Source organism: Pararhodobacter zhoushanensis (assembly GCF_003990445.1).
Classification (GTDB): domain Bacteria; phylum Pseudomonadota; class Alphaproteobacteria; order Rhodobacterales; family Rhodobacteraceae; genus Pararhodobacter; species Pararhodobacter zhoushanensis.
In genome coordinates this window covers 408,077-435,007 of record NZ_REEZ01000003.1, presented here as the reverse complement: position 1 = coordinate 435,007, position 26,931 = coordinate 408,077, and the positions used below count along the sequence as shown (strand labels likewise).

The window sequence follows — 26,931 nt, the reverse complement described above, 5'->3', positions numbered from 1 at the left end:
CTCCTCCCGCCCTCAGGCGAAATCTTTCGCGAATTCATCCAGAGCGGCACGGATCTTGTCTTCCAGCTCGCCTTTGACCTTGCGGTCGTTGTTGGTGATATCGGCAAGAAGATCCGCGTGCTTGCTGTGCAGATGCGACAGCAGCTCTTTCTCGAAGCGGCTCACGTTGCTCAGCGCGACGCTGTCCAGATAGCCCTGCGTACCGGCGTAGATGACGCAGACGATCTCGGCGTTGCTCAGCGGCGAATACTGCGGCTGTTTCATCAGCTCGGTCAGACGCGCACCACGGTTCAGCAGCTTTTGCGTTGCGGCGTCGAGGTCCGAGCCGAACTGCGCAAAGGCAGCCATTTCGCGGTATTGAGCCAGCGACAGTTTCACCGGACCCGCAACCGAGGACATCGCCTTGGTCTGAGCCGACGACCCCACGCGCGACACCGACAGACCGGTGTTCACAGCAGGACGGATGCCCTGATAGAACAGTTCGGTTTCCAGGAAGATCTGGCCGTCGGTGATCGAGATCACGTTGGTCGGAATGAACGCCGACACGTCGCCGCCCTGGGTTTCGATGATCGGCAGCGCGGTCAGCGAGCCCGAGCCGTTGTCTTCGTTCAGCTTGGCCGAACGTTCCAGCAGGCGCGAGTGGAGGTAGAACACGTCGCCCGGGTAGGCTTCACGGCCGGGCGGGCGGCGCAGCAGCAGCGACATCTGGCGATACGCAACGGCTTGCTTGGAAAGGTCATCATAGATGATCAGGGCATGCTTGCCGTTGTCGCGGAAGTATTCGGCCATCGCGGTCGCGGCATAGGGGGCCAGGAACTGCAGCGGGGCAGGCTCGGACGCGGTTGCAGCAACCACGATCGAGTATTCCATCGCGCCGGCTTCTTCCAGCTTCTTCACCAGCTGGGCCACGGTCGAGCGCTTCTGACCGATCGCGACATAGACGCAATACAGTTTCTTGCTCTCGTCGTCGCCAGCGGCTTCGTTGTACGACTTCTGGTTCAGGATGGTGTCCAGCGCCACAGCGGTCTTGCCGGTCTGACGGTCACCGATGATCAGCTCGCGCTGGCCACGGCCAACGGGGATCATGGCGTCAACCGATTTCAGGCCGGTTGCCATCGGCTCGTGCACCGATTTCCGGGGAATGATGCCCGGTGCTTTCACGTCGGCAACGCGACGCTCGGCGGCTTCGATCGGGCCCTTGCCATCCAGCGGGTTGCCCAGACCGTCGACGACGCGACCCAGCAGGCCGGGGCCTGCGGGAACGTCCACGATGGACTTGGTGCGCTTGACGACGTCACCTTCTTTGATCGAACGGTCATCACCGAAAATAACGATACCGACGTTGTCGGTCTCGAGGTTCAGCGCCATCCCGCGGATACCGCCGGGGAATTCGACCATCTCACCAGCCTGAACATTGTCCAGACCGTGCACACGGGCGATACCGTCCCCGACCGACAGAACGCGACCAACTTCGGTAACTTCGACCTCTTGGCCAAAGCTCTTGATCTGCTCCTTGAGGATCGCAGAGATCTCAGCTGCTTGGATACCCATTTATCCGGCCTCTTTCATGGTGTTCTGGAGGGCAGCGAGCTTGGAACGGATCGACGTGTCGATCATCTTCGAGCCCACTTTGACAATCAGGCCGCCGATGAGCTTTTCATCAACAGCGACGTTCAGTTTCACGGTCTTGCCAAGCTTGGCCTTCAGCGTCGCGGCCAGTTGGTCCGCCTGCGCCTTGGTCAACACGGTGGCCGAGGTGACATCAGCGGTCACTTCGCCCTTGGCTTCGGCAATCAGCTCACGCAGCACGATAACCAGCTGCGGCAGCGTAAAGAGGCGGCGGTTCTGGGCCATCATGCCCAGCGCGCCGCGCATGGTTTGCGACAGCGACATCTTGTCGGCCAGGGCGGTGATCGCCTTGCCCATGTCATCGCGGCTGTAGACCGGCGACGTCAACATCGCGCGCAGGTCGGCGCTCTCGTTCAGAGCGGTTTCCAGCGTGTCGACATCGGCTTCGAGCGCGGCCAGAGCCGAGCCTTCATTCGCCAGTTCGAAGATCGCGGTGGCATAGCGTTTCGCGATGCCAGTGGAAATCGAAGCAGGTTCGGACACGTCAACCCTTTCGTTCTGAAAACACAGCCCCCCAATGAGCAGGGCGCAGGTCCGTTTGCCGCGCTTGAACGCGCGTCATGAATTGGGCGGTTCTCTAGCAGAGCAATGCCCACCCCGCAACCGGGTTGGTCGCTAAAACGTGACCGTTGGCGGCAACATTTGGACCGGCATGCCACACAGGGCGCAGCGCTGCGACTCTTTGTAGCGATTGAGCAAGCCCATCAGGGGGTTGCAGCCGCCAAACCGGGTGCCTGACGGCGGATTCGCCCCCTCTCGGCGGGCGTCCCTACAGCCGGGAGGGCGCGACGGATTCGGGCGGCCGTCCGTGCCTCAGACTGGTCGTATTCAGACCTGCCAAGCAGGGCGGAACACTGGCTTTTCCCCCTCAGCGCGCCGGGTCGTCATCCTTGGCACGCGGCCACGCGGGCAGCGCACCGCTGGTGGGTATCCCCTCAAGCACCCGCAGCGGACGGCGGTCCTTGACCGGCAACCCGCGCGGGGTGGCGGTATCGCGGCGCACGGCTTCGACCATCAGCACGCCGCCCAGACGCTCGACACCCCAGCGTTTGCCCGCCTTCTCCAGCCCGCGCGCCGAGCGCAGCCAGAACCGCTTGGGCGACGGCGGAAAGAACAGCGCCGAGGTATGCGCCGAGCAGACGAACCCGGCCTCGGCCATCAACCGTTCCAGCTGGCTCAGCGAATAGGGCCGGCCAAAGCCGAACGGCGTCGCATCCGAGCGCGCCCACATGCCGCCCCGGTTGGGCACCACGATCAGCGCCCTGCCCTGCGGCGACAGCACACGGTGCATCTCATCGAGCAGCGCCAGCGGGTGATCGCTGGTTTCCAGCCCATGCATCAGCGCCAGCCGGTCAATGCTGTCATTGGCCAGCGGCCAGCGGGCCTCGTCACACAGAACCGAATGGTTGGATGCGTCGGCGGGCCAGTGCATGACCCCCTGCGGTCCGGGCATCAGACCGATGATCCCCTCGGCCCGCCCCAGAAACGGGCGCAGCAGCGGCACGGCAAAGCCATAGCCCGCCAGCGACAGGCCGCGCACATCGCCCCAACGCTCAACCACCCGATCGCGCACAGCTTTTTGCACCGCGCGCCCCAATTGACTGCGGTAATAGAAATCTCGCAACTGATGCACGTCGAGATGCATTGAACCCCGCAGCGGCCTGCGCCAAACTGCACCCTGCCCCATCGCACCGGCTTTGCAAAGCCCGTGTGTGCCGCCGTTGACCCCCACGGAGACGCCATGACCATCGAGATCATTCGCTGCCTTGCCGACAATTACGCCTATTTGATCCATGATGCCGCCAGTGGCGAAACAACACTGATCGACGCGCCCGAGGCCGCGCCAATCCTTGCCACGCTCAAGGGCAAAGGCTGGACGCTGACGCGCATCCTGATCACCCACCACCACAACGACCATATTGATGGCGTTGCCGATATCCTCGCCCAGGCCCCCGCCGAGGTCTACGGCGCGGCGGCGGATGCGCTCCGCCTGCCGCCGCTGGACCACGCCTTTGCTCCCGGCGACACGCTGCCCGGTGGCGCGCAAGTGATGGATGCGCCCGGTCACACGGTGGGCCACGTCGCCTTTTACTATCCTGCGCTCAAGGCCCTGTTCACCGCCGACAGCTTGATGACCCACGGCTGCGGTCGGCTGTTCGAAGGCACGCCGGACCAGATGTTTGACACCATCGCTGCCTTCGCCGCCCTGCCCGATGACACCCGGATCTATTCGGGACATGATTATGCCCGTGCCAACCTGACTTTCGCGGCGCAGTATGCGCCCGAGCCGTCGGCGCTGGCCGCCCGGCAGGTTGCGTTGCAGCAGTTGGCAGACAAAGGCCTGCCGACAACCGGAACGACCCTTGAAAGTGAGAAGCAGCTGAACCCATATCTTCGTTGTCACCTTCCCGCGGTGGCGCAAGCCGCCGGTGTTCCCGGCGCAGACCCCCGGCGCGTTCTGGCTGAAATCCGCCGCCAGAAGAACAACGCGTGATTGCAAACCCCGGAATCGCGGCGCCTTATTGTCTACATGGGGCGCCCACGCTGCCGCCCTAAAAGGCAGCAAACTGAAATGTGACGCAATTCTCTACCAGAAAAGACTTGAAGCGCCGCCGGGAAAACCAAAGTTTAATCTCATGGACCCACCCTGCGGTGACCCGGATCGAAACAGGGACAGAACGCTCCCCCGTCGATCCGCCCCCAGCGGCGAAAGCCGCGCAAAGTGAAGGAGCAAGGACGTGCCCTCGTTTTCTGCGACCCTTGAACAGGCGATCCACGGTGCGCTGGCCTTGGCCAACACGCGCCGGCACGAGCTTGCCACGCTCGAGCACCTGCTGCTCGCGCTTATCGACGAACCCGATGCCGCCCGCGTCATGCAGGCCTGCAACGTCGACGTAACAGATCTGCGAAAAACGCTCGAAGAGTTCATCGATGATGACCTCGCGACGCTGATCACCACCGTCGAAGGTTCTGAAGCGGTTCCGACCGCGGCTTTCCAGCGCGTCATCCAGCGCGCGGCCATCCATGTCCAAAGTTCGGGACGCAATGAGGTTACGGGTGCCAATGTGCTCGTCGCCATCTTTGCCGAACGCGAATCGAACGCGGCGTATTTCCTGCAAGAGCAGGACATGACCCGCTACGACGCGGTGAATTTCATCGCGCATGGCGTTGCCAAGAACCCCGACTATTCTGAGGCCCGCCCAGTCTCGGGCGCCGATGAACCGGCAGCCGAGCCTCAGCAACCCAAGACCGACCCCAAGGATTCGGCGCTGGCCAAGTATTGCGTCGACCTGAACGCCAAATCGCGCAAGGGCGATGTCGATCCGCTGATCGGCCGCGCCGCCGAGGTTGAGCGCTGCATTCAGGTGCTCTGCCGCCGCCGCAAGAACAACCCGCTGCTGGTGGGTGATCCCGGCGTGGGCAAAACCGCGATTGCCGAAGGTCTGGCCAAGAAGATCGTCGACGGGGAAACCCCCGACATTCTGGCGGGCTCGACCATCTACTCGCTCGACATGGGCTCGCTTCTGGCCGGCACGCGCTATCGTGGCGACTTTGAAGAGCGGCTGAAAGCCGTGATGAAAGAGCTGGAAGAACACGAAGACGCCGTGCTCTTCATCGACGAGATCCACACGGTGATCGGCGCGGGTGCGACCTCGGGCGGGGCGATGGATGCTTCGAACCTGCTCAAGCCCGCCCTGCAGGGCGGCAAGCTGCGCTGCATGGGCTCGACGACCTACAAAGAGTTCCGTCAGCACTTTGAAAAGGACCGCGCGCTGTCGCGCCGGTTCCAGAAGATCGACGTGAACGAACCCACGGTCGAGGATTCGGTCAAGATCCTGATGGGTCTGAAGCCGTATTTCGAGAAGCACCACGACCTGCGCTATACCAATGACGCGATCCGCACCGCGGTCGAGTTGTCGGCGCGCTATATCAACGACCGCAAACTGCCCGACAAGGCGATCGACGTGATCGACGAAGCGGGCGCGGCGCAGCATCTGGTTGCGGCCAGCAAACGGCGCAAGACGATCACCCCCAAGGAGATCGAAGGCGTCGTGGCCAAGATCGCCCGCATTCCGACCAAGAACGTCTCCAAGGACGACGCAGAAGTGCTGCGCGATCTGGAAGCGGCGCTCAAGCGGGTGGTGTTTGGACAGGATTCGGCGATCAGCGCCCTGTCCTCGGCGATCAAACTGGCCCGTGCGGGTCTGCGCGAGCCTGAGAAACCGATCGGCAACTACCTGTTCGCAGGGCCGACCGGCGTGGGTAAAACCGAGGTGGCCAAGCAATTGTCGGCCTCGCTCGGGGTCGAGCTTCTGCGTTTCGACATGTCGGAATACATGGAGAAACACGCCGTCTCGCGCCTGATCGGTGCCCCGCCGGGCTATGTCGGCTTTGATCAGGGCGGTCTGCTGACCGATGGCGTGGATCAGCATCCGCATTGCGTGCTGCTGCTCGACGAGATCGAAAAGGCCCACCCGGATGTCTACAACATCCTGTTGCAGGTCATGGACCACGGCAAGCTGACCGACCACAACGGCCGGACAGTGGACTTCCGCAACGTGATCCTGATCATGACCTCGAACGCCGGGGCCTCGGAACAGGCGAAAGCCGCCATCGGCTTTGGCCGCGACCGCCGCGAGGGCGAGGATACCGCCGCCATCGAGCGGACCTTCACGCCCGAGTTCCGCAACCGTCTGGATGCGGTGATCAGCTTCGGCCCGCTGGCCAAGCAGACGATCATGAAAGTGGTCGAGAAGTTCGTGCTGCAACTCGAAGCGCAACTCATGGACCGAAATGTGGTGTTTGAGTTGAGCGACGAAGCGGCGGCCTGGCTGGGTGAAAAGGGCTATGACGACAAAATGGGCGCGCGGCCGCTGGCCCGTGTGATCCAGGAACACGTCAAGAAGCCGCTGGCGGAAGAGCTGCTGTTTGGCCGCTTGACCAAGGGCGGGCTGGTCCGGGTTGTCCTGCGCGACGACAAGATCGTGCTGGAAGTCGAAGAGACCGAGAAAGCGCGGATCGCAGGGTCCAAGCCCCCGTTGCTGACCGCGGACTGATCACTGGGCGGGCGGGGTTTCGGCCTCGCCCGCCGCACCCTTCGGGTGAGGCGCGCTCACCCGACCCGGCGCCACGCTGCGCGCGGCGCAAGGCAGGGGGGCTTTCCGCCCCCCTCTTCGCTTGCAGCGAATTCACCCCCCGAGGATATTTTCAGACAGATGAGGGGCTCAGGGGCGCAGGCCCTGAGCGAGGGTTTTGGCCATGGCGTCGATTTCCGCCGCGTCGTCACAGTCGCCCGGCGCTATCATCGAGCGGGTGACCCAATAGCCGATGATGGACGAGGCGAGGAGGCGCAGGAACCGGCGCACCGGGATCGGGCGTAGTTGGCCGTCCGTCACCCCTTGCGCGATGACCGCCTCGGCGAGCGCCATCACCGAAGCGCCCGGTCCGTGCTGCATAAGGCCCTGAACATCCGGGTTCACCGGCAGTTCCTAGAGCAGGATGCGGACAATCGGGGCGTGCGCGTCGGCGAAGGCAAGGCGCAACAGCATGACGCGGCGAATCACCTCTTCGATATCGCCGGACGCGTCGAGTATCAGCGCGCGGGAGTCATCAATCGAAGGCAGGATGATCCGCTGTGCCAATGGCCGGACGATGCGCAGCAATAGGTCGGATTTCGACACGAAATGTCGGAAGATTGTTGCCTCGGCCACCCCTGCCCGGCGCGCGATCTCGCGGGTCGAGGTGGCCGCATAGCCCTGCTCGGCAAAGCAGAGCAAGGCCGCCTCGATCACCGCGCGCTTTTTTGGGTGCGAGGGGTCCCTCCCCGGCCTCGATCGCGATGAGGATCGCGGCCGTCGATGTCGGCAGATCGGAACTCATGCGGTCACAGGGATGCGGCCGCGCACGAGCAACGCGCGCAGGATCAGCATGCCCAAACCCAGAACCGCCGCGCCTGCCGCCAGCCCCCAGGGGAACGGATGACCGCCCGCGATGATCAGGCTGCGGTAATGCGCACCGATCTGGTCGATGCCCAGCGGGGCCAGCCAGTGCAGCCAGACCGGGGCTGCGGTCATCTGGACCTGCGCGCCGCCGAGCACCGCCTGCCAGAAGACCAACGGCACCAGTACCAGCAGCGCGACCGGGCCAACCAGCGCAAGCGCCCCCGCCGCGAACCAGCCAAAGGCGATCCCCAGAAGCGCGATCGCCAGCCAAAGGCCCACAAAGGCGCCGCCAGCAAAGCCCGTGACGATGGACGCCATCACCAGCGCGGCGACCGGCATGGCGACGACCGCAAAAATGACCCGCAACCGCAAGGCCCGCAGGCTGCCCAGGCCGCGCGTCCCAACCCAGCCGATGATCGCGCCGACCATCGCCGCCAGCGCGGTGGCGAAGCCCGCAACGAATGGCGCGATCCGGGCGGCGGGGTTCGCCGATGGGTTCACCGTCTCAGCCGTCAACGCAACGGGCGACGCCATATCCGGCATCCGCCCCTGTGCCATCGCCAGCCGGATCGACTTGAATAGCCCCCAGTTTCCTAGACGCCTTGCAGTTTCAGTTTCTGCTGCTGTTCGAAGGCAATCGGTGACAGCATGCCGTTCCTAACGTGTTTGCGCAGTGGGTTGTAGAAGAACTCGATGTAATCGAACACGTCGCGCCGGGCTTCTTCGCGGGTTTTGTATTTCTTGCGCCTGATCCGTTCGCGTTTGAGCAGGTTGAAGAAGCTCTCCACCACAGCGTTGTCCCAGCAGTTTCCGCGACGGCTCATACTGGGGACCAGATTGTGCTGATCGAGGAACTCCTGCCACTCGTAGCCGGTGAACTGGGAACCTTGGTCGGAGTGCACGTGGACCTTGGTCTTTGGTTTGCGCCGCCAGACGGCCATCAGCAGAGCTTGCAGCGGAAGATCGGCATAGGTGCGGCCCTGCATTGACCAGCCAATGACGCGCCGGGAATACAGATCAATCACGACCGCCAGATACAGGAACCCCTCGTGGGTGCGGATGTAGGTGATATCTGTGACCCAAAACTGGTCGGGAGCATCGACATCGAACTCCCGGTTCAGCGTATTGTCGGCCACGACGGCCGGGCTGCCACCGTAAGATCCGGGCTTCTTTTTGTAACCAATCTGAGCCCTTATGCCCGCCAGACGTGCCAAACGCCAAGCCCGGTTGGGGCTGATGTCTTCGCCAAGGTCACACAGATCATCCCTTGCCCTCTCGTTGATTGCGACGCAATCAACGAGAGGGGGCAACTTGCGGTATCCGTAGACCTCGCCACTTTCCTTCCAAGCTGTCTTGATGAGCTTGGTTTGACGCTGATCCTCCAGCGCCCGCGGGGAAAGGGGTTCGCGCAACCACGCATAAAAGCCGCTAGGATGAACCAGCAACATCCGGCAAATGGCCCTGACCGCAAAAATCAGCCGGTTCTCCGCAATGAACGCATACCTCACCGGGATTCCCTGGCGAAGTATGCGGTCGCCTTTTTTAAGATGTCCCACTCCTCCGTCACCCGCGCCAGATCGCGCTTCAGCCGGCGGATCTCGTCGGCTTGGGCATCAACCTCCTGGATCACCTTCGCCGGCCGCGAAAACTGCTTCTGCCAAGTGTAGATCGACTTGGTGCTGACCCCCAGCCGCTCGGCCACCGCGCGCACCGGGTAACCTCTCTCATCGACCTGAGCGACTGCATCGCGCTTGAACTCGTCTGTGAATCTAGCTCCGGACATCGCGTCCTCCTTGCTTCCAAAATTACCAAGCAAGGCGTCTACAAATCTAGGGGCAATTCAACTGCACCGCCGCTGCCACGCCGGATTCCACCATCCCCGGCAACGCGCCGGTAAGCTGCGACACGGCCATGGTCAGACTGCCCGAGGTGATCAGGGTCAGCGGCACCGGGTCGCTGCCTGACACGCTAAGCGAAAACTCTTGCGGGAAGATTAACACCGCCTGCACGTCTTCGCCTTCAAGCGCGGCGCGGGCCTCGGCGTCGCTGCCATAGGTCTGCAGAGGCATCGGCAGACGCTGCGACAGACCGCTGATCATCCGCTCGGCGACATTGATGGGGGGAAACGGCAGACCGGCATCATGGTTAACGGTAGCGATGGTGATGTGGCTGGCCAGCGCCGCCGGGTCGGGCGCGGCCGAGAGGTTGAACAGCGAGAAGATCAGCGCGATGACCGAGGGGACGATCAGCGCGCCGCGCAGGATCGGCCGCTCGCGCAGGGCAGAGGCGATAAAGGACATGGGGGCAACTCCGGGGGTTTGTGAGTGAGTGATCACTCACACCCCCCGATCGCGCACGCCCTGCCCCATCGCAGGCCGCGTTCAGCGCTCTGTCAGTTTCAGTTCAATCCGCCGGTTGGCCGCCCGCGCCTCGGGCGAAGAGCCCGGCACGACGGGCCGGTATTCGCCAAACCCGGTCGCCGCCAGCCGCTCGGGCGGGAAGCCCAGCGCGTCGATCAGATACAGCACCACCGACAGCGCGCGCGCCTGGCTCAGTTCCCAGTTCGAGGCATAGCGCCCGCCCGGACGGATCGCCGCGTCATCGGTATGGCCATCGACGCGCAGCACCCAGTCGATCGAGTCCGGGATCTCGCGCGCGGCGTCCAGCAGGATCAGCCCGACATTGGCAATCTGCGCCTGACCGGCCGCCGACAGATCCGCCGAGCCCTGCTCGAACAGCACTTCGGACTGGAACACAAAACGGTCCCCGACGATCTGCACGCCCTCGCGCCCGCCGATAATGTCGCGCATTTGGCCAAAGAATTCAGAACGATACCGCTCAAGACGCTGTGCTTCGGCCTCAAGCCTGCGGCGCTCGGCCTCTTCCAGCTCTGCCCGTCGGCGCTCTTCTGCGGCGACGCGGGCCAAGGCCGAGTTCAGGTCCGAGCCCAGCGATTCGATCTGCGTGCTTGCCGTGGTTTCCCGCGCGCGCGATTCTCCCAGCAGATCCTGCAGCCCGGCCACCTGTCGCTGCAATTGCGCAACCTGTTCGTTGAGCAACGCCAGCCGGCGCTGATCTTCGGTTGAGGCGCTCTCGGCGTCGCTCAGCTGTTGCTGGGCCAGTTGCAGCAGGGCATTGCGGGTTTCGGATTCGGTCAGTTGCTGATCGCGCGCGGTCTGCGCCTCGTCCCGCGCCGCCTGCGCGGCAGCGAGCAGGGTCAGCGTTTCCTCGGCCCGCTGGCGCTGCGCCTCCAGTGCCATGGTCATCGCGGTCAGTTCGGCATCGGCCCCGGCCAGCCGCTCGCGCAGCGCTTCGGCGGCAGCGCGCTGCGCGAGGCGGTCGCGCTCGGCCTCATCCAGCGTTTCCTGCACCCCGGCCAGCCGTTGACGCAGCGCTTCGGCTGCAGCCGCCTCGGCCAGACGGGCGCGCTCGGCTTCGTCCAGATCGGTCCCCAGCGTGTCGCGGGCCTGCGCCAGTTGCGCCAGCGCCAGTTGCCGCGCCACGTCGGAGTCGCTGAGTTGGCCCTCAAGATCGGCCACCCGCGCCCGGGTCGCCGCATCCAGCGTGGCCAGATCGGCCAGCGCCTGCTGCCGGGCCAGATCACTGTCGCTGAGTTGCGTTTCCAGCGCGGCGATGCGCGCCCGGGTCGTGTCATCCAGCGTGGCAAGCTGGGCCAGCGCTTGCTGCCGCGCCAGATCGGTGGCAGAGAGACTCGCCTCAAGTTCGGCGATCCGCGCCTGAGTTTGCGCATCGAGGCTGGCCAGATCCGCCAAGGCCTGCTGGCGCGCCAGATCGGCGTCGCTCAGGCTGGCCTCAAGCGCGGCAACTCGCGCCTGCGTCGCCGTATCCAGCGCGGCAAGATCGGCCAGCGCCTGCTGCCGCGCGATCTGCTCATCCGACAGCGCCGCCTCCAGGGCAGAAACCTGCGCGCGCGTGGTGTCATCCAGCGTGGCAAGATCTGCCAGCGCCTGCTGCCGTGCCAGCTCGGCATCGCTGAGCGAGGCTTCCAGCTCGGCAATCCGCGCCTGCGTGGCCTCGTCCAACGTCGCCAGCTCAGCCAGCGCCCGCTGCCGCGCCAGATCGGCGTCGCTGAGCGAGGCTTCCAAATCGGCGATCCGCGTCTGCGTGGTCTCGTCCAGCGCCGCCAGCTCGGCCAAGGCCTGCTGCCGGGCAAGCTCGCTGTCGCTCAGGGTCGCATCCAGCTCGGCAATTCGCGCCGCCTGTGTCTCGCTTTGCGCCGCCAGACTGGCCAGCGCCGCTTCGCGTTCAGCCAGCGTCGCCGCCGCGCTCTGTTGCAGGCGCAGGGCGTCGTCGCGCGCAGTCTGGGTCTGTTGCAACTGCGTCAGGGTCTCGGCCTGCTGGGTGCGCAACAGGGCCAGTTGCTCGGACGTCGCATCCAGCGCGGCCGTCGCCGCCGTGCGCGCCGCCTCGGTCTCGGTCAGGCGCGCCAGCATTTCGGCCAGCGAGGCCTCACCGGTTTCTGCCCGCGTCCGCATGTCGGCCAACGCCGCCTCGACCGCTTCGCGTTCGGCGGCAGCCAGTCGCGCGGCCTCGACCTGCGCGTCCATCTCATCGCGTGAGCGGGCCAGCGCCGCGTTCAAAGCTTCGGATTCGCTGAGCAATTCGTCGCGACGTGCCTCGGTGCTTGCCAGCTGCTCGGTCAGATCCGTGCGCTGTGCAATCAGCGCGGCGACCTGCGCTTCAAAGCTGGTGATCTGCGTGCGCGCGGTCTCAAGATCCGTCTCGCGCGCGGTCAGCTCGCGGCCCAGCGCGGCAATCGACGCCTCTTGCTGCCGAGCCGTGTCGCGCAGCGCCTCAAGATCGCTGTTCAGACCCGCCACCTGCCCTTGCAAGGCCCCGACGCGGGTGCGCGACAGGCCCAGCGCGTCGGTCAGGCTGGCAACCTGCGCGGTCAGCCCCTCAAGCTCGTGGTCCTGCGTGGTGATCGTCTCGCGCAGCACGCTTTGCACGATCAGAAAGATCGACAGCACGAACATCAGCACCAGCAACAGCGCCGTCATCGCATCGACGAATCCCGGCCAGATCGAGGCCGAGAACCGCTGCCCGCCGCCGCGCCGGGACAGTCCCATCAGTAATTGTCCTCGTATCCGACGCTGGGCGGCTGCTGCCGGTTGAGCATGCGCACCGCTTGCGTCAGGCTGGCCAGATCGCCGCGCAGATCGGCCATCGCTTCTTGCCGCCCGGCCGAGAGTTCCTCAAGGATCCGAACCAGTTGCACGTCCATCGAGCGCAGGCGCATCCGCGTCTCAGCCTCGATATGCGGCTCGTCTTCGGTCGCGCCCTGACGCTCGATCAGTGCGATCAGACGCTCTTGGCCCTCGGCCAGCTGTTGCAAGGCGCGGCCTGTCGCCCCGTCGTTTTGCCCCCGGTCCGCCAGTCGCGACACGGCGCCGGCCAGTGTTTCCAGCGCCCCGTCCAGCTGCGCGCGTCCGGCCTCGGCCTGCGATTGCAGCTCGCGCATGCCTTCCATCTGTTCGGCCAGACTGTCGAGAACTTCGGCAATCATGCCCAGCCCTTCGCCGCCTTCACCGTCGCCTTGCGCCGTGCCCAGACGGGTGATCGAGGACAGCCATTCCTCAAGCTGGCGGTAGAAGCGGTTCTGCGCCTGACTGGCGAAGAGTTCCAGAATGCCGACAACCAGCGATCCGGCCAGACCCAGCAAGGATGACGAGAACGCCGTCCCCATCCCGCCCATCTGCGCCTCAAGCCCGGTCATCAACCGGCCAAACCCGTTCAGCGCGCTTTCCCCCTCTTGCGGGGCGAGCGAGCGGATGGTTTCGACCACAGCGGGAACCGAGGTGGCAAGGCCATAGAACGTGCCCAAAAGGCCAAGGAAAATCAGCAGGTTGACCAGATAGCGCGTGATGTCACGCTCTTCTTCGATCCGGGTGCCCACCGATTCCAGAATAGAACGCGCCGAAGTGGCCGAGATATGCCCGCCGGTCCCATGCGAGCGCAGCAAGGACGCCAGCGGTGCCAGCAGACGCGGGGCGATGGTGATCTGGTGGCCCGGCGTCCCCGCCACAAAGCCGCCGATCCAGCGCACGGAAGAAAACAGCTGCGACGTCTGCCAGATCGTCGCGAACACGCCGATCACAAAGACCAGCGCGATAAAGCCGTTCAGCCAGACGTTAGCCAGAAAGATCCCCGAGACGCGCGGATAGGCGAACGACACGCCCGCGCTGACCAGCGCCAGCGAGATCACCATCAGGGTAAGCTGGCGCAACGGCGGGGTGAACTGGACCCGGTCAATCGGTCCCAGAGCCCCTGCTCTCAACGGTCTCGCCATTCGTGCCACCTGCTTGTGTCCCCACAAAATCTAGAGGTCTGGCAAGGATTTGCCAATATAGAACTACGTCGCTTGTAACACCTTCACGCGAGAAGACAGCCATTCCAGCTCGTCATCCGGCAAGCCCAGCGCGGCAAGATGCGCCGCTGTCTGGTGCAGATATTCACTGTTGGGCCCGCGCCCGCCGACAGCCCCGGCGATGCGCTGCGCCTGATCTTCCAGCGTCAGCGCGCCGCAATATTGCCAATGCGCGCGGTCGATCACATAGACCACGGCCTGAACCTGCCGCCCGTCTTCAAGGCTCAGCGTCTCGACCCGCTCCAGATACGCCGCCGAGATCAGCTCGCGCGCCCGCAGATACTCGAGCGTCTCATCGGCAATCTCGCCTGACACCTCGAACGCGACGCCGTTGCAACTGGCGTCTTCCGCGGCGTCCAGTGCCAGCACCAGTCCCGGCTTTTCCTCGGTCCCGCGGTGGTGGATCGACAGCATGCAGAACGACCGGCGAAACCCCGCCAATTGTGCCAACTGACGTGAGGACCACGCGAAACCGGGGTTCCACACCAGCGATCCGTATCCGAATATCCAGAGCGACTGCATCATGGGCCTTTTGTGAGCGCAGCAGGTCTGGCAGCGCCGTTGCCGGGCATGTACACAGCAAGGGCAGCAAAAAGCAACGGGGACCAGGGATGCGAGCGATCAAGGCATTGACGGTGCTGGCCGTCTTGGCAACTGCAGCCTGGTGTGGCTATTGGTTCATCGGTATGCGCGCGCTGGACCGTGCGATCACCAACGGACTGGCCCATGTACCCGAAGTGTCCGCCGAAGCGCATCACATTCAGGGCTTTCCCAACCGCTTTGACGTCACGCTCGACCAGCCCCGCCTCGCGGTGGACAGGGTCGAGTGGACCGCGCCTTTCGTGCAGCTCTTTGCGCTGACCTACCGCCTGAACCATCTGGTCGCGGTCTTTGCCCATGATCAGGCGATCAGCGCCAATGGCGTTCAGGCGACGCTGCACAGCAGCGACCTGCGCGCCTCGCTGCAGATGGAGGCCGGGCTGGACCTGCCGCTCGACCGCTTCACGCTGGTCGGGCGCGATCTGGACCTGCAGCTTGACCAGAGCACGCACAGCTTTGACGCCTTGCGCTTCGCCACCCGCCGCGTTGCCGGGAACGAGCACGAGCTGGCCGTTCTGGCCGAGAACGTCTTCCCCGATCCCGGCCTGATGACGCAAATCGACCCCGAGGGCCTGTGGCCCCGGCGCTTCGAGGTCCTGCGCGCCGATGCCGAGCTGGAATTCGACCGCCCCCTCGACCGCCACCTCTTTGACGGCCCCGAGCCGCGCCTGACCCGCGTCACGCTGACCGGCGGGCGGATCAAATCGCCCGAGTACGACATTCTGGCCGCCGGTCGCCTGACCCCCGGCGACGACGGCATGCTGTCGGGCGATGTGACGCTGACCGTCACCGGCTGGCGCCTCTTGCTGGAACGCGCCCGCGACGCCGGGCTGCTGACGCCGGAATACCACGGGCTGCTGTCTGAGACGCTGGCCGCGATGGCGGTGGGCGAGTCGGGCGATACCATCGAAGCACCGCTTTCAGTACTCAATGGCGATGTGCATATCGGGCCGCTGCTGCTGGGCACCCTCCCCCGCGTCTGACCTGCAAACCAAGGGCTTTTCCGGCCAGAGGGCCCTCTGCGGCGCCGATTCATTTTAAGCTTGAAATTTAAAGTTCGAAATGTCACGCTCTGGGTGAAGAGGGAGACCTGATCGATGAAAATTCTGTGCCTTGGCGGCGGCCCTGCGGGCCTCTATTTCGCAATTTCGATGAAGCTGCGCGACCCTTCGCACCAGGTCACGGTGCTGGAACGCAACCGCGCCAATGACACGTTTGGCTGGGGCGTTGTGCTGTCAGATGACGCGCTGACCCGCATGCAGAAGAACGATCCCACCTCGACCGACGCGATCCGCGATCACTTTGCCTATTGGGACGACATCGCCGTGGTCCATCAGGGCCAGCGCAATGTCTCGGGGGGTCATGGCTTTGCCGGGATCGGCCGCAAGCAGATGCTGATCATCCTGCAGCAGCGCGCCCGCGAACTGGGCGTCGATCTGCAGTTTGAGACCGAATTCGCCTCCGCCGAAAGCTACCGCAAGGATTACGACATCGTTGTCGCCTGCGACGGCATCAACTCGCGTGTCCGCACCGAATATGCCGACGTCTTCCAACCCGACATCGACATGCGCAAATGCAAGTTCGTCTGGCTGGGTACGCATCAGAAATTCAACGACGCCTTCACCTTCATCTTCGAGAAGACCAAGCATGGCTGGGTCTGGGCGCATATCTACCAGTTCGACGACCAGACCGCGACTTTCATCGTCGAATGCCTGCCCGAGACGTGGGACCGCTGGGGCTTTGAGGGCATGTCCAAGGAAGCAATCGTCGAGACCTGCCGCGAGATCTTTGCCGAGCATCTGGATGGTCACGCGCTGATGTCGAACGCCGAACACCTGCGCGGCTCGGCGGTGTGGATGCAGTTCCCCCGCGTAATCTGCGAGACGTGGTATCACGAGAACGTCGTGCTGATGGGCGATGCGGCGGCCACCGGCCACTTCTCGATCGGCTCGGGCTCGCGTCTGGCTTTTGACAGCGCCATCGCGCTGGCCGATTACCTGCATTCCGAACCCACCCTTGAGGGCGCCTTCAAGCGTTATCAGGAAGAGCGCCGGGTTGAGGTGCTGCGCTTGCAGTCCGCAGCGCGCAACTCGCTGGAATGGTTCGAGGAAGTCGAGCGTTACCTTGACATGCCCGCCCCGCAGTTCGCCTATTCGCTGCTCACCCGCTCGCAGCGCATCAGCCACGAGAACCTGCGCCTGCGCGATCCCAAATGGCTGCGCGGGGCCGAGGACTGGTTTCAGGAGCAAGCCGGAGGCCAACCGGGCCGCGCGCCAATGTTCGCCCCCTACCGCTTGCGCGACATGACGCTTGCCAACCGCGTCGTCGTCTCGCCGATGGCACAATACAAGGCCGTGGATGGCTGCCCGACGGACTGGCACTTCAGCCACTATGCCGAGCGCGCCAAGGGTGGCGCGGGGCTGGTCTATACCGAAATGACCTGCGTCTCGCCCCAAGGGCGCATCACCCCCGGCTGCCCCGGCCTGTATGCGCCGGAACACGAGGCCGCGTGGAAACGCCTGACCAGCTTCGTGCATGCCGAAACGCACGCGAAGATCTGCTGCCAGATCGGTCACTCGGGCCGCAAAGGCTCGACCAAGCTGGGCTGGGAAGGCACCGATGTGCCGCTCGACAGCGGCAACTGGGAAATCATGAACCCCTCGCCCCTGCCGTGGTCGCCCGCTAACGCCATTCCGCGTGCGATGACCCGCGCCGATATGGACATGGTGCGCGACCAGTTCGTCGCCTCGGCGCAGATGGCCGAGCGCGCGGGCTTCGACATGATCGAGTTCCACGCCGCCCACGGCTACCTGATCTCGGCCTTCATCTCGCCGACTTCGAACATCCGCTCGGACGAATACGGCGGCAGCCTGGAAAACCGCATGCGCTATCCGCTCGAGGTCTTCACCGCCATGCGCGCGGTCTGGCCTGCGAACAAACCGATGTCGGTGCGGATCTCGGCCAACGACTGGGTTGGCGACGATGGCGTCACCCCCGACGACGCGGTTGAAATCGCCCGGATGTTCCACGCCGCTGGCGCGGATATCATCGACGTCTCTGCCGGTCAGACCACGACCGACGCCAAGCCGGTCTATGGCCGCATGTTCCAGACCCCGTTCTCGGACCGCATCCGCAACGAGACCGGCATCGCCACCATGGCCGTCGGCAACATCTTCGAGACCGATCACGTCAACTCGATCCTGATGGCCGGGCGTGCGGACCTTGTCTGCCTTGCCCGTCCGCATCTGGCCGATCCCTACTGGACCCTGCACGCCGCCGTGGCGTTGGGCGACACCGGCACACAATGGCCGCAGCCCTATCTGGCGGGCGCGGATCAGGCCCGCCGTCTGGCCGAGCGCGCGCAGCAGGACGCGATCCGGGCATGAGCAGTGCCGTGACACCAAGGCGGGTGCTGATCACCGGCGGTGGCTCGGGCATCGGGCGCGAGGTTGCGCGTGCCTTTGCCGATCAGGGCGACGCGGTAACCATCACCGGACGTGGGCTCGAAGCACTGGCCGAGACCGACGCCGGGCGGGGCATGACCTGCCTCGCCGCCGATGTGACCGATGAGGACGCGGTCACAGCACTGTTCGCCACACCGTTTGACGTGGTTGTCGCCAATGCGGGCGGCGGCCCGGCTGGCGGGCTGAAATCGGTCACGCTGGCGCAATGGAATGCCACACTGGCGGTGAACCTGACCGGCACTTTCCTGACCTTCCGCGAGGCTTTGCGCGCCGGCATGGCGCCGGGCGGGCGGCTGATCGCCATGGCCTCGGTCGCCGGGCTCAAGGGCGGGGCGACGATCCCGGCCTATGCGGCGGCCAAACATGGGGTGATCGGGCTGGTGCGCTCGGTCGCGCTCGATGTGGCCAAGCGGGGCATCACCTGCAACGCGATCTGTCCGGGATTCGTGGACACGCCGCTGGCACAGGTCGCCGTCGAGGCGGTCCAGAACCGCTATGGCCTGACCCGCGCCGAAGCCGAGGCGCAACTCGTCGCCGACAACCCGATGAAACGCATGATCGACGTTTCCGAGGTGGCTGCAGCCGCGCTGTTTCTGGCGTCGCCCGGTGCCTCAATGATCAACGGTCACGCCCTGTCCGTCACCGGAGGAGAAATATGAGCGCGCTGTCCAAACGCCGCCTGCGCACCTGGATCCGCCTGCTGCGGCTGACCCGCAGCGTCGAGGCGGATCTGCGCGACTATCTGCGCACGGCCCATGACACCACGCTGCCGCGCTTTGACGTGATGGCCGCGCTCTATCGCCAGCACGGTGATGTCACCATGTCCGAACTCTCGCGCATGCTGCTGGTATCGAACGGCAATGCCACGGCGGTGGTGGACCGGCTGGAGAAGGACGGCTTTGCGCGCCGCACGCCGGCACCGGGCGACCGCCGCACGGTGCATGTCGCGCTGACCGATGCGGGTACGGTTGCGTTTCAATCCATGGCCACGGGACATGAGGAACGGCTCGACGGTCTGCTCGAACATCTGACCGAGGCCGATCTCGACAGCCTGCGAGACATCCTGCGCCGCGCCCTTCCCGACGCCGATCCGTCCCACACCCCGGCCCATGCCGTTGCCGACAAGGAGCCCACATGACCCAGCTCGCTGACCTCAAACCGCAGCATTTCCTCTGGTCCGTCGAGGACCGGGTCGCCACGATCCGCCTGATGCGGCCCGAGCGCAAGAACCCGCTGACCTTCGACAGCTACGCCGAACTGCGCGACACCTTCCGCGCCCTGCCCTATGCCGACGATGTGGATGTGGTCGTGCTGGCCCCGAACGGCGGGAATTTCTGCTCGGGCGGCGATGTGCATGAAATCATCGGCCCGCTGGTGGCGATGGAGATGCCCGAACTGCTGGCCTTTACCCGCATGACCGGCGATCTGGTCAAGGCGATCATCGCCTGTGGCAAGCCGGTGATCGCGGCGGTGGACGGCGTCTGCGCCGGGGCCGGGGCGATCTTGGCGATGGCCGCCGATCTGCGCATCGCCACGCCGCAGGCCACCTGCGCCTTCCTCTTCACCCGCGTGGGTCTGGCCGGGGCTGACATGGGCGCCTGCGCGATCCTGCCCCGCATCATCGGCCAAGGCCGCGCGGCCGAACTGCTCTATACCGGACGGTCGATGAAGGCCGACGAGGGCCACGCCTGGGGCTTCTGGAACGCGTTGCACGACAGTGACGCACTGGAAGCCGCCGCCGCCGAGATGGCCCGCCGCATCGCCGCGGGGCCGAATTTCGCGCATATGATGACCAAGACCCAGCTGAACCACGAATGGTCGATGGGGCTGGAACAAGCGATCGAGGCCGAAGCGCAGGCGCAGGCGATCTGCATGAAAACGCAGGATTTCGCGCGGGCGTATCATGCGTTTGCGGCAAAACAGAAACCGGTGTTCGAGGGGAATTGAGGGGGCACCGGGGGGCTGCCGCCCCCCGGACCCCCTGCTTCAAGGGGAGCGCACGCGCCCCCCTTGAAAATCCCCCCGTGCGTATTTGAGGCAAGATGATATGGCGGATCGTAGTTTTCTGGACTGGCCGTTTTTTGAGGAACGGCATCGCGAATGGGCGCAGGCGCTGGATGGCTGGTGCGCGCTGAACCTGCCGGTGGATCATTCGGACGTGGATGGTGCCTGCCGGGCGCTGGTCGCCGATATGGGCAAGGCCGGTTTCCTGAAGCCGACGGGGCTGGCGGCGGGCGAGGTCTTTGATCTGCGCATACTTTGCCTGTCGCGCGAGACCTTGGCGAGGCATGACGGGCTGGCGGATTTCGCCTTTGCGATGCAGGGATTGGGGATGGGGGCGATCAGCCTCTTTGGCTCGCCCGAGCAGCGCACTTGGCTGGACAAGACCCGCAGCGGCACGGCGGTCTCGGCCTTTGCGCTGACCGAGCCGGGCTCGGGGTCGGACGTCGCGGCGACCGCGATGAGCGCCGAGAAGGTCGCCGGGGGTTGGAAGATCAACGGCGAGAAGACCTATATCTCGAATGGCGGGATTGCCGATCTCTATGTGCTTTTCGCCCGCACCGGCGAAGCGCCGGGCGCACGCGGGCTGTCGGCCTTCCTTTTGCCCGCCGACACGCCGGGCTTCGAGATCGTCAGCCGGATCGAGGTTATCGCGCCCCACCCGCTCGCCCATTTCCGTCTGACCGACGCGTTCCTGCCCGACTCGGCGCTGATCGGCACCGCCGGCAAAGGCTTCGCGCAGGCGATGGCCGTGCTCGACGTCTTCCGCCCCTCGGTTGGCGCCGCAGCACTCGGCTTTGCGCGCCGCGCGCTGGATGAGGCACTGGCGCGGGTGCAATCGCGCCGGGTGCAGGGTGCGCCGCTGAGCGACCTGCAGATGGTGCAGGGCCACATCGCCGACATGGCGCTGGGCATCGACGCCTCGGCCCTGCTGGTCTACCGCGCGGCGTGGACCCGCGACATGGGCGCGCCGCGCATCACGCGCGAAGCCGCGATGGCCAAGCTGCACGCCACCGAGACCGCGCAAAAGGTCATCGACACCGCCGTGCAGCTGTTCGGCGGCGACGGGGTGCGCCACGGAGAAATGGTCGAAAGCCTCTACCGCGAGATCCGCGCGCTGCGGATCTACGAGGGCGCGAGCGACGTTCAACGCGTGGTCATCGCGCGACAGGTATTGGGAGGTGCCCTATGAGCATTCACGACATCCTTCACCCGAAAGGCTGGAAAGCCACGCCGGGCTATTCCAATGGCATCGCCGCGCGCGGCAAGACGCTGTTTCTGGGCGGCATGATCGGCTGGAACGCCGATCAGGAATTCGAGACCGATGATTTTCTGGGCCAGGTCGATCAGGCGCTGGCCAATATCGTCGCCGTGCTGGCTGAGGGCGGCGCGGGCCCCGAGCATGTCACCCGTCTGACCTGGTTTGTCACCGACAAGCGCGCCTATCTGGACGCGCTGTCGGATCTGGGCCGGGTCTACCGCAAACACATGGGCCGCAGCTATCCGGCGATGGCCCTCGTGCAGGTCGTGGCGCTGGTCGAAGACCGCGCTCTGGTCGAGATCGAAGCCACCGCCGTTATTCCAGACTGAAGCGGCATAAAGACCGCGTAACCAGGGAGTTACCTCAATGCTGGGCCCCAGCGCACATACCGACACTTTCGCCAGAGACAACCTGCCGCCCGCTGACCTCTGGCCAGACCTGCTGCTGGGCGGTTTTCCCTACCCCGAGCGGCTCAATGCCGCCGTCGAGCTGACCGACCGCATGGTCGAGAAGGGTTTCGGCGACCACACCGCGCTGATCGGCAATGGCCGGGGGCGCACCTACAAGGAACTCAGCGACTGGACCAACCGCATCGCGCATGCGCTGGTAGAAGATTACGGTGTGAAGCCCGGCAACCGGGTGCTGATCCGCTCGGCCAACAACCCGGCGATGGTCGCCTGCTGGCTGGCGGCGACCAAGGCGGGCGCGGTGGTGGTCAACACCATGCCGATGCTGCGCGCAGGCGAGCTGTCCGCCATCGTCGACAAGGCGCAGATTACCCACGCGCTGTGCGACACGCGCCTGATGGATGAGATGACGGCCTGCGCCAAGACCTCGGCCACGCTGAAAACCGTCGTCGGCTTTGATGGCACCGCCAATCACGATGCCGAACTCGACCGCGTCGCGCTGTCGAAATCGGTGCGCTACAAGGCGGTTGAGACCGGGCGCGACGATGTGGCCCTGCTGGGTTTCACCAGCGGCACCACCGGCACGCCCAAGGCAACGATGCATTTCCACCGCGACTTGCTGATCATCGCTGATGGCTACGCCAAGGAAGTTCTGGGGGTGACTGCGGACGACGTTTTTGTCGGCTCGCCGCCGCTGGCCTTCACCTTCGGCCTTGGCGGTCTGGCCATCTTCCCGCTGCGCTTTGGCGCCACCGCCGTGCTTTTGGAAAACGCCTCGCCGCCCTCGATGATCGAGATCATCCAGAAATACCGCGCCACCGTCTGCTTCACTGCGCCCACCGCCTACCGCGTCATGCTCAAGGCGATGGAGGAAGGCGCTGACCTCAGCAGCCTGCGCGCTGCCGTTTCGGCGGGCGAGACCCTGCCCGGCCCGGTCTATGACGAATGGAAAGCCAAGACCGGCAAGCCGATGCTGGACGGGATCGGCGCGACCGAGATGCTGCATATCTTCGTCACCAACCGCTTTGACGACAGTCAGGCCGCCTGCACCGGTCGCCCGGTCACCGGCTATGAGGCGCGCATTGTCGGCCCCGACATGCAGCCCGTCCCCGATGGCGAGGTCGGCCGTCTGGCCGTGCGCGGCCCCATCGGCTGCCGCTACATGGACGATCCCGAGCGCCAGCAGGTCTATGTCAAAGACGGCTGGAACCTGACCGGCGACAGCTTCTGGCGTGACGACAAGGGCTATTTCCACTTCGCCGCCCGCTCGGACGACATGATCATCTCGGCCGGTTACAACATTGCGGGCCCCGAGGTCGAAGCCGCCCTGCTGGCCCATGCCGATGTGCTGGAATGCGCTGTGATCGGCGTACCCGACGCGGATCGCGGTCAGGTGGTCGAGGCGCATGTGGTGCTGACGCAAGGGGTCGAACCCGACGCCGCCTGCGTCAAACGCCTGCAGGATCATGTGAAGGCTGTGATAGCGCCGTACAAGTACCCGCGCCGGGTGGTGTTTACCGAAAGCCTGCCCAAGACGCAGACGGGCAAGATCCAGCGCTTCCGCCTGAAACCCGATCAGTGACGTCTGCCTGATCAGTGACGAGGCAAGCCGCGTTCCTCTTCGGAACGCGGCTCTGACGCGGCTGAGGCCGAAGGTTGTTCGCGGTTCAGCCCCTTCAACTCCTCGCGCAAGACCTCGCGCAGCTCGTCCATCAGTTCGGTGCGCATCGCTTCCAGGCGCAGCGCTTCACTGGCCGCTTCATCACCTGTTTCCAGCGGTGCATCGACGGCAAAGAACTTGTCGCGAATGCGGTCATGCAGCAACTCGGCCAGCGCTGCCCCGGCCAGAACGCCGGTGATATCCGCACCGAAATCCAGCCATTCCGCCCCGCGGCCGACATAGGGCTGGATCAGCTCAATCGCGCCGCCATAGGCAATCGCCAGCGGCACAGCCCAGACCCAGCGGCGCGAATCGGTTACGATGACGGGAAAGATCAGCGTGGCGAAAGCGACAAAGTGATACACTTTGTCGATGCCACCCGTCAGAAGGTTGGGCGCAGGCAGCGGTGTCAGGGTCATGAAAGCGATCAGGATCGCCAGCAACAGCCCCACGACCAGCCCCGACCAGCGCCACAGCCAGATCTGATGCACAAAGAGCGTGCGCAGCGCCCCCGAAGGAGCGTCGCGCATTGTTTTCAGGCGGGCCTCATTCTGGTCGCTCTCGGTCATACCGTACCCGTTTCAGGAACAAAGGCATCATACAGGATTTAACCTATCCTTAACACCTAAGCAGAAACACGGGAACCGTGTGGCGAAACAAGGGCCTAAGCCTGGATCGTGCTCGCCGACTGGACCAGCGCCGTCAACCGCGACAGCGCGCGTTCTTCCAGCTGACGCACCCGCTCTTTCGAGATGCCCATCGCCAGACCCAGATCGCTCAGCGTCGCAGGGTCTTCCGACAGATGGCGGGCGGCGACGATGCGGCGCTCGCGTTCGGGCAGCTGTTCCACGGCGGAATACAGCACCTTGCGGCGGTGCTGACCGTCCAGCTTCTCGACCACGTCGGCCTCGGTCGCGACGTCCTGATCCTCGATCGTATCGACCCAGGACCGCCCGTCCTCGTCCGACGACTGCGGCGCGTCCAGCGACAGATCGGGGCCAGCCATGCGGCCCATCATCGCCTCGACATGCTCGACCGAGACCTCAAGCTCCCGCGCCACGCGAACCGACAGCGGCTCGTCGCTCTCATCGCGGGCGTGTTTCTGCATCGCGCGGCGCAGATGGAAGAACAGCTTTTTCTGCGTCGCATTGGTCCCGGTCCGCACCAGCGACCAGTTGCGCATCACATAGTCCTGCATTGACGCACGGATCCACCAGGCGGCATAGGTCGAGAAGCGAGATCCATTTTCGGGATCGAACTTCTCCGCCGCCCGCATCAGGCCCAGATTACCCTGCTGGATCAGATCCTCATAGGGCACGTCATAGCGCTTGAACCGGCCAGCGAAGGACACCGCAAGACGCGCATAGGCCTGAATAAGCCGGTGCAACGCGGACTCATCCTGATGATCGCGCCACGCGACGGCCAGCTCGGTCTCAAGCTCGGCGCTGAGGATCTCCTCGGCCATCGAAGCACGAACATAGCGACGGATATGCGGATCCTGGAAACCCATGACGATTGTCCTTTTGCGGCCCAGATAATAGCGGGTCGAATTCATTTGATGTTGTTACGCTACTATCTGGGTCCGTGGTTGTCAAGCCGCCGTCCCCCTTGTCAACAAACCAAGGCGACATTACCTCAGCCCTCATGAGCGAACCCTTTGCCTTCAAGTCCCGGACTGTCAGCCCCGACTTCATTTCGGCCCCGTGTCACACGGCCGAATTGTTGGTGCATCTGGCACGCCTCGTGCATGGCTCGGCGGCGGATCCCAGCCTGACACCCGCGCAATGGACGGCGCTGCGCTACTTCGCCAGCGCCAACCGGTTTTCGCGCACCCCGTCGGGCTTTTCCGAATTCAACGCCACCACGCGCGGGACCGCCTCGCAGACGGTCAAATCGCTGATCGCGATGGGATTGTTGGAGAAGCGGGTCCATGAAAGCGACCGCCGCTCAGCGCTGATCGAAGTGACCGAAACCGGGCGTGCCAAGCTTTGCGCCGATCCGCTCAGCGATCTGATCGAATGCATCCGCGCGCTGCCCGAGCCGCAACGCGAGGCGCTGACCGACACGATCACCACCCTTGGCGTCGCGCTGGCCAAGCGACGCTCGGCCCCGACCTTTGGACAATGCGGTGACTGCGGGCATTGCGACGCTGCCGACTCGGACGAGTCGTTCTGCCACTGCACCCAGCAGATGCTGTCCGGGATCGAGATGAAATCGCTGTGCATCGACTTCGCGCCGACCAAAGGTCCAAAGCGCTGACTGTCAGTTTTCCAACATTCCCGTTTTGAAGACCGGCTCGCGCCATGACCGCGCTGTGTATCGAAGCGACTTAAACCCGATACCCAGCAGCTGCTCGCACGCCCACACCGGCCAATAAAGCAGCGAGCGTCAGAATATCAGGCATTCAAACGCCTGACATCTGGAGGTCCGCAGGCCTGGCGGCGCCCTGAAACTGCGCTCTCTCCAGACCCTTCCTTTTCCAACATATGTGCGAGAGTTGACACGCCCCCTCCCCCGCTTCACCCTGTTGCGAAATGGAGGCGCGCATGATCCCTGTCCTGACCCTTGAAGCGGTTGAACCCCTGCTCGACTGGATGGCGCTGGGCGATGCGATCCTTGACGCCCACCGCCGCGCCCCGGCCCAGATCAAAGACGTGCTGATGGAGCGCGGAGCAGATCGGCTGCTCTCCCGCGCCGCCTGGATCGACGGCATGGGGTTGGGCGTGAAATCAGTGTCTGTCTTCCCCGGCAATGCCGCCAAGGGCCTGCCCAGCGTGCAGGGCGCGATGCTGGTGTTTGACGATCAGACCGGCGCGATCGAGGCGGTGATCGACAACGCCCTGATTACCAAATGGAAGACCGCCGGCGACTCGCTTCTGGGCGCGCGGCTGCTGGCGCGGCCTGACGCGCAAAGCCTTCTGATCGTCGGCGCAGGCACCGTCGCGGCCTCATTGATCGAGGCCTATCGCGCCTGGAAACCCGATCTTGCCATCACCCTGTGGTCCCGCCGGCCCGAGTCCGCGCAGGCGCTCGCCGCCCGCTATCAGGGTGTCCGCGCCACAACCGATCTGCCTGCCGCCGTCAGTGCCGCCGATATTGTCAGCACCTGCACCATGGCCACGGATCCGTTGCTCCACGGCGCGTGGCTGCGCCCCGGTCAGCATCTGGACCTGATCGGCGCCTATACCCCCACCATGCGCGAAGCCGATGACGAAGCCCTGCAACGCGGGCGGCTTTTCGTCGACAGCCGGGCGACGACGCTGGGACATATCGGCGAGTTGATGATCCCACTGGCCAGCGGCGCGATCACAGAGACCGATGTACTGGGTGATTTCCACGATCTTGCAGCTGGCAGCGCGGGACGCCGCGGTCCGCAGGACATCACCGTGTTCAAGAACGGCGGCGGCGCGCATCTCGACCTGATGACCGCCCGCATGATCCTGTCACGCTGGCGCGAGGCGCAAACCTAAGGCTCCTAAACCCGACGACTGCGAAATCGCTGCCCGTGTCCCGCGCCCGTCACATGACCGCATCAACAAATCAACTACAGGTTGCCACTATGGAAATTACACCCCCTAA

General features: G+C 64.7%; 25 protein-coding genes. 12 read left to right on the top strand and 13 right to left on the bottom strand.

Annotated elements, in window-relative coordinates:
- Positions 1–12: 12 nt before the first annotated feature.
- The 3 genes from atpA to EAE28_RS10200 form a co-directional block, all read right to left on the bottom strand.
- The gene (gene atpA, locus EAE28_RS10210; RefSeq protein WP_127105779.1) at positions 13–1,551 is read right to left on the bottom strand and encodes a F0F1 ATP synthase subunit alpha; all 1,539 of its coding nucleotides are present in this window, start codon (positions 1,549–1,551) and stop codon (positions 13–15) included.
- Positions 1,552–2,112 (bottom strand): F0F1 ATP synthase subunit delta, encoded by a 561-nt coding sequence (locus tag EAE28_RS10205; protein ID WP_127105777.1) that lies wholly within the window; start codon positions 2,110–2,112, stop codon positions 1,552–1,554.
- Positions 2,113–2,497: 385 nt separating this feature from the next.
- Positions 2,498–3,214, bottom strand: coding sequence for a class I SAM-dependent methyltransferase (locus EAE28_RS10200; RefSeq protein ID WP_342773088.1), 717 nt, complete (start codon positions 3,212–3,214; stop codon positions 2,498–2,500).
- A gap of 156 nt (positions 3,215–3,370) precedes the next feature.
- Here EAE28_RS10200 and gloB point away from each other — a divergent pair, with 156 nt between their 5' ends.
- Positions 3,371–4,123: a hydroxyacylglutathione hydrolase gene (gloB, locus tag EAE28_RS10195; protein WP_127105773.1), complete on the top strand. Its 753-nt coding sequence runs from the start codon at positions 3,371–3,373 to the stop codon at positions 4,121–4,123.
- Positions 4,124–4,367: 244 nt separating this feature from the next.
- Complete coding sequence (clpA, locus tag EAE28_RS10190) at positions 4,368–6,686, top strand: ATP-dependent Clp protease ATP-binding subunit ClpA (RefSeq protein ID WP_127105771.1); 2,319 nt, start codon at positions 4,368–4,370, stop codon at positions 6,684–6,686.
- Positions 6,687–6,854: 168 nt separating this feature from the next.
- Here clpA and EAE28_RS10185 read toward each other — a convergent pair whose 3' ends face one another.
- The 8 genes from EAE28_RS10185 to EAE28_RS10150 form a co-directional block, all read right to left on the bottom strand.
- The gene (locus EAE28_RS10185) at positions 6,855–7,109 is read right to left on the bottom strand and encodes a hypothetical protein (RefSeq protein ID WP_127105769.1); all 255 of its coding nucleotides are present in this window, start codon (positions 7,107–7,109) and stop codon (positions 6,855–6,857) included.
- 9 nt (positions 7,110–7,118) lie between these two features.
- Complete coding sequence (locus EAE28_RS10180; RefSeq protein WP_164736604.1) at positions 7,119–7,421, bottom strand: TetR/AcrR family transcriptional regulator; 303 nt, start codon at positions 7,419–7,421, stop codon at positions 7,119–7,121.
- Between the two features lie 84 nt (positions 7,422–7,505).
- Positions 7,506–8,105 (bottom strand): hypothetical protein, encoded by a 600-nt coding sequence (locus EAE28_RS10175; protein WP_127105765.1) that lies wholly within the window; start codon positions 8,103–8,105, stop codon positions 7,506–7,508.
- Between the two features lie 59 nt (positions 8,106–8,164).
- Positions 8,165–9,354, bottom strand: a protein-coding gene (locus tag EAE28_RS10170) for an IS3 family transposase (RefSeq protein ID WP_127105763.1) whose coding sequence is annotated in 2 segments (ribosomal slippage) — positions 8,165–9,105 and positions 9,105–9,354 — 1,191 coding nt in all. Because the reading frame shifts where the segments join, the coding sequence is not laid out codon by codon here.
- Between the two features lie 46 nt (positions 9,355–9,400).
- On the bottom strand, positions 9,401–9,871 hold the full coding sequence (locus EAE28_RS10165) for a YhgE/Pip domain-containing protein (RefSeq protein WP_127105761.1): 471 nt from the start codon (positions 9,869–9,871) through the stop codon (positions 9,401–9,403).
- 81 nt (positions 9,872–9,952) lie between these two features.
- Positions 9,953–12,661, bottom strand: a complete 2,709-nt coding sequence (locus EAE28_RS10160) for a peptidoglycan -binding protein (protein WP_127105759.1) — start codon at positions 12,659–12,661, stop codon at positions 9,953–9,955.
- A complete protein-coding gene (locus EAE28_RS10155) occupies positions 12,661–13,881 on the bottom strand; it encodes a biopolymer transporter ExbB (RefSeq protein ID WP_127105757.1) in 1,221 nt (406 codons plus the stop codon). The genes EAE28_RS10160 and EAE28_RS10155 overlap by 1 nt, the downstream gene beginning before the upstream one ends.
- A gap of 63 nt (positions 13,882–13,944) precedes the next feature.
- Positions 13,945–14,481: a gamma-glutamylcyclotransferase gene (locus EAE28_RS10150; protein ID WP_127106008.1), complete on the bottom strand. Its 537-nt coding sequence runs from the start codon at positions 14,479–14,481 to the stop codon at positions 13,945–13,947.
- An 89-nt stretch (positions 14,482–14,570) separates the two neighbouring features.
- Here EAE28_RS10150 and EAE28_RS10145 point away from each other — a divergent pair, with 89 nt between their 5' ends.
- The 8 genes from EAE28_RS10145 to EAE28_RS10110 all read left to right on the top strand — a co-directional run bounded on the left by EAE28_RS10145 (position 14,571) and on the right by EAE28_RS10110 (position 23,274).
- Positions 14,571–15,542: a DUF2125 domain-containing protein gene (locus EAE28_RS10145; RefSeq protein WP_127105755.1), complete on the top strand. Its 972-nt coding sequence runs from the start codon at positions 14,571–14,573 to the stop codon at positions 15,540–15,542.
- Between the two features lie 114 nt (positions 15,543–15,656).
- Positions 15,657–17,945, top strand: coding sequence for a bifunctional salicylyl-CoA 5-hydroxylase/oxidoreductase (locus tag EAE28_RS10140; RefSeq protein WP_127105753.1), 2,289 nt, complete (start codon positions 15,657–15,659; stop codon positions 17,943–17,945).
- Positions 17,942–18,682, top strand: coding sequence for an SDR family NAD(P)-dependent oxidoreductase (locus tag EAE28_RS10135; protein WP_127105751.1), 741 nt, complete (start codon positions 17,942–17,944; stop codon positions 18,680–18,682). The genes EAE28_RS10140 and EAE28_RS10135 overlap by 4 nt, the downstream gene beginning before the upstream one ends.
- Positions 18,679–19,161: a MarR family winged helix-turn-helix transcriptional regulator gene (locus EAE28_RS10130; protein WP_127105749.1), complete on the top strand. Its 483-nt coding sequence runs from the start codon at positions 18,679–18,681 to the stop codon at positions 19,159–19,161. The genes EAE28_RS10135 and EAE28_RS10130 overlap by 4 nt, the downstream gene beginning before the upstream one ends.
- Positions 19,158–19,970, top strand: coding sequence for an enoyl-CoA hydratase family protein (locus tag EAE28_RS10125; RefSeq protein ID WP_127105747.1), 813 nt, complete (start codon positions 19,158–19,160; stop codon positions 19,968–19,970). The genes EAE28_RS10130 and EAE28_RS10125 overlap by 4 nt, the downstream gene beginning before the upstream one ends.
- A gap of 100 nt (positions 19,971–20,070) precedes the next feature.
- On the top strand, positions 20,071–21,216 hold the full coding sequence (locus EAE28_RS10120) for an acyl-CoA dehydrogenase family protein (protein WP_127105745.1): 1,146 nt from the start codon (positions 20,071–20,073) through the stop codon (positions 21,214–21,216).
- The gene (locus EAE28_RS10115; protein WP_127105743.1) at positions 21,213–21,614 is read left to right on the top strand and encodes a RidA family protein; all 402 of its coding nucleotides are present in this window, start codon (positions 21,213–21,215) and stop codon (positions 21,612–21,614) included. The genes EAE28_RS10120 and EAE28_RS10115 overlap by 4 nt, the downstream gene beginning before the upstream one ends.
- 37 nt (positions 21,615–21,651) lie before the next feature.
- Positions 21,652–23,274 carry an AMP-binding protein gene (locus EAE28_RS10110; RefSeq protein WP_127105741.1) on the top strand — a complete coding sequence of 541 codons (1,623 nt, stop codon included), beginning with the start codon at positions 21,652–21,654 and terminating at the stop codon, positions 23,272–23,274.
- Between the two features lie 11 nt (positions 23,275–23,285).
- Here the strand turns inward: EAE28_RS10110 and EAE28_RS10105 are convergent, their stop codons facing one another.
- Entirely contained in the window at positions 23,286–23,921 is a 636-nt protein-coding gene (locus EAE28_RS10105; protein ID WP_127105739.1) for a VanZ family protein, read from the bottom strand.
- A gap of 95 nt (positions 23,922–24,016) precedes the next feature.
- Positions 24,017–24,862, bottom strand: a complete 846-nt coding sequence (locus EAE28_RS10100; protein WP_127105737.1) for an RNA polymerase factor sigma-32 — start codon at positions 24,860–24,862, stop codon at positions 24,017–24,019.
- Positions 24,863–24,996: 134 nt separating this feature from the next.
- On the opposite strand from EAE28_RS10100, the gene EAE28_RS10095 reads away from it, so the two are divergent.
- Both EAE28_RS10095 and EAE28_RS10090 read left to right on the top strand, forming a co-directional pair.
- Positions 24,997–25,611 carry a MarR family winged helix-turn-helix transcriptional regulator gene (locus tag EAE28_RS10095; protein ID WP_127105735.1) on the top strand — a complete coding sequence of 205 codons (615 nt, stop codon included), beginning with the start codon at positions 24,997–24,999 and terminating at the stop codon, positions 25,609–25,611.
- Between the two features lie 287 nt (positions 25,612–25,898).
- Positions 25,899–26,822, top strand: coding sequence for an ornithine cyclodeaminase family protein (locus tag EAE28_RS10090; protein ID WP_127105733.1), 924 nt, complete (start codon positions 25,899–25,901; stop codon positions 26,820–26,822).
- Positions 26,823–26,931 lie beyond the last annotated feature (109 nt).